Source organism: Methylobacterium sp. WL103 (assembly GCF_008039885.1).
Classification (GTDB): Bacteria; Pseudomonadota; Alphaproteobacteria; order Rhizobiales; family Beijerinckiaceae; genus Methylobacterium; species Methylobacterium cerastii.
Window position 1 is genome coordinate 1 of sequence record NZ_VRUX01000476.1, and the last position, 3,357, is coordinate 3,357.

Consider the following 3,357-nt stretch of genomic DNA (forward strand, 5'->3'; position numbering starts at 1 on the left):
CCGCGCGGGCGGTTCGGGCGCGGGTTGGCCTGGCGCTGGTGGCGCTGCAGCGTCCACACCTCGATGGTCGCCGGCTCCTCGGCGACGGCGTCGGCGAGCAGTTCGGACGCGGCCTCGGCGGGAATTTCCTCGCCGGCGGGTGCGGCTGAACCCTCGTCGGCGGTCTGAAGTACGTCGGTCGAAGCCGACTCCGTGGAAGCCGCGTCGTTCGTCGGCGTGTCGGCGTGCTCGGAAGCGGTCGCCTCGACGCCCGCATCCTCCTTCGCCGGCTCGACGGCGGCGTCCTCGGCGGGCGCTTCGTCCGGCGCGGCTTCCGCAACGGGCTCCTCGGCGGCGGGCGCCGCCTCGGGCTCTGGCGTTGCCTCGGGAGCGGGGACGGCCTCTCCGGCCTCCGCCTCGTGCGCGTTCGGCTCGGCCGGTTCCGAGACGGCGTCCGAGGTCGCCGCCTCGGCGGCCGCAGCCTCGGCGGGGCCGGTCTCGCCGGCTTCAGCTTCAGACGTGGCCTCGGGAGTCGCCTCGGTCGCACCGTCCGTCGCGCGTGCGACGGGCTGGACCGGCGTCGTCGGGGCGGCGGGCAGCAGCGGCACGGTGATCGCCGGGCCGGGCCGGGTCTCGGCGCTGTATCCGAGCGAGGTCAGGATCGAGGCGAAATCCTCGCCCGAGCAGCCGACCAGCGAGGTCATGCCGACGGTGGCGACGAACCCGTCCTTGTCGGCGGCGCCGGGGGGCGGCGCGCCCGGCGTGGTGCCGGGGCGGTAGGAGACGGCGGGACGGATCAGGTCGGCCAGCCGCTCGAGGATGTCGACGCGCACCGCGCGCTCGCCGCAGACGCGGAAACCCGCGGCGCGGTAGAGGCCCTTGGCGATCTCGGGATCGACCTTGATCGAGGTGCGGCCGGAGCCGGCGAGGTGCCCGATCTCGTCGAGGCCGCGCTGCTCCAGTCCGCCGTTCTGCAGGGCCCAGAGCTGGGCGGCGAGCGTCCGCGGCGCCGGCTTCAGCAGGGCCGGCAGGAACAGGTGGTAGGCGCCGAAGCGGACGCCGTGGCGGCGCAGCGCCCCGCGGCCGTCCTGGTCGAGGGTGCGCATCTCCTGCGCCACGCGGGCGCGCTCCAGCACGCCGAGCGCCTCGACGACCTGGAAGCCGATGCCCTTGGCGAGCCCGGTGAGGTCGGCGGCGGTCTCGATCTCGATCAGCGGCCCGAGCAGGCGCGTCACGTGCGCCTTCAGCCAGGCGTCGAGCCGCGCCACCACCTTCTCGCGGGCGGGGCCGGCAAGCGCGTCGTCGGCGAGGAGCCGGATCTGGGGGGCGAAGATCTTGTCGCCGGGCGCCAGCTTGGCCACCGGCGCGCCGGTCCAGCGGATCACGCCGTCGTGGCTCAGCACCAGCGAGGCGTCGGCGGCGGCGGAGAACCGCTCGGCGCGCGACTCGATCTCGCCGGCGAGCCCCTTCTCGGCGGCGCTGCGCAGCGTCTTGGCCTCGTGGCCTTCGGCGCTGGCATCGGGCACGAACAGGAAGCCGTGGAGGTGGCCGACATGTTGACCCTCGACGGTCACGTCACCGTCGGGGGTAATCTGGGCTTCGAGCATCGTGTTCTCTCTCAGGCGCCGCATCAGGACGCTGGTGCGCCGATCGACGAAGCGGCTCGCGAGGCGTTCGTGCAGGGCGTCGGACAGCCTGTCCTCTACCCGACGCGTCTCGCCCTGCCAATGTTCCGGATCGCGAAGCCAGTCGGGGCGGTTGGCGACGAAGGTCCAGGTGCGTCCGTGGGCGATGCGGCGGGACAGGGTCTCGATGTCGCCGTCGGTGCGGTCGATCATCGCCACCTGCTCGGCGAACCAGGTGTCGGGGATGCGCCCGGCCATGCCCTTCATCAGGAAGCGGTAGAGCTCGGCCACGAGGTCGGCATGCACTTGGGGGTGGACCTTGCGGTAATCCGGCACCCCGCAGACGTCCCAGAGGCGGCGCACCGCGGACGCGCCGCTCGCCATGGCACGGAAGTCGTCCTCCTTCATCAGGATCTCGAGGGCCTGCTGGTCCTCGCCCATCGGCGCCCGCGTCAGGCCGGGCTCGCTCGGGTGCACGTCGAGGCTCGCCTGCAACGCGTCGAGCGAGCGGAAGTCGAGGTCGGGGTTGCGCCATTGCAGGATGCGCAGGGGATCGAAGTCGTGGTTCTCCAGCCGCTCGATCATCTCGGGCTCGAACGGGCGGCAGCGCCCGGTGGAGCCGAAGGTGCCGTCCGAGAGGTGGCGGCCGGCCCGTCCGGCGATCTGCCCGAGCTCGGCCGGCGTCAGCTTGCGGAAGCGGGTGCCGTCGTACTTCCAGGTGGCGGCGAAGGCGACGTGGTCGACGTCGAGGTTGAGGCCCATGCCGACGGCGTCGGTGGCGACGAGGTAATCGACGTCGCCCGACTGGTAGAGCTCGACCTGCGCGTTGCGGGTGCGGGGCGAGAGCGCGCCGAGCACCACCGCCGCGCCGCCGCGCTGTCGCCGGATCAGCTCGGCGATGGCGTAGACCTCCTCGGCCGAGAACGCGACGATCGCGGTGCGCCGCGGCATCCGCCCGAGCTTCTTCTCGCCGGCATAGGTCAGCGTCGAGAGGCGCGGGCGCGTCGTGGTGTGGACGTTGGGGATCAGCGACTGCACCAGCGGCAGGATCGTCGAGGAGCCGATCAGCAGGGTCTCCTCGCGCCCGCGCTGGTTCAGCAGGCGATCGGTGAAGACGTGGCCGCGATCCATGTCGGCCGAGAGCTGGATCTCGTCGATCGCCACGAAGGCCACGTCGAGGTCGCGCGGCATCGCCTCGATGGTGGAGATCCAGTAGCGCGGCCGGTCCGGCTTGATCTTCTCCTCGCCGGTGACGAGGGCGACCTTGTCGACCCCGACGCGGGCGACGACCCTGAGGTAGACCTCCCGGGCGAGCAGCCGCAGCGGCAGGCCGATCATCCCGGTGGGATGGGCCAGCATCCGCTCGATCGCCAGGTGCGTCTTGCCGGTGTTGGTCGGCCCCAGAACCGCCGTGACGCCGCGCGCGCGGGACGAGGGCGGGAGGGAGCGGCGGTGCTGGAGGATCGGAGCCATCCCTTCGGCGCTGGGTGCCGCGCGAGCCGTCGAGGCACCGCATGGCGACGCATCCCGCCCCGGGGGGACGAGGCGTCAGTCGGCCGACGGCCTGCGCCGGAACGAGCGATCATATGGGGCGGGCGCCCGCTCTCCGCCAAGGCCGTAGGCCGATCCGTCGCGATCGGGGATGCCGTAGAGCTCGATCCGCGTCGACGGCCGCCCCGTCTCGATGTCGGCGCAGAGCGTGTCCGGCACGGCGGTGAGCGGCCCGCGGCGCCGGCCGCGCCCCTCCGTCACC

Annotated in this window: 1 protein-coding gene and 1 pseudogene; both read right to left on the bottom strand. The window is 73.2% G+C overall.

The window, feature by feature from the left end; all coding sequences use genetic code 11:
• Positions 1 to 3,077 (bottom strand): helicase-related protein (locus FV222_RS20795; protein WP_147815541.1); only part of this gene is annotated, 3,077 nt, incomplete at its 3' end.
• Between the two features lie 75 nt (positions 3,078 to 3,152).
• Positions 3,153 to 3,357: pseudogene (locus tag FV222_RS29900) on the bottom strand (hypothetical protein); the annotation flags it as partial.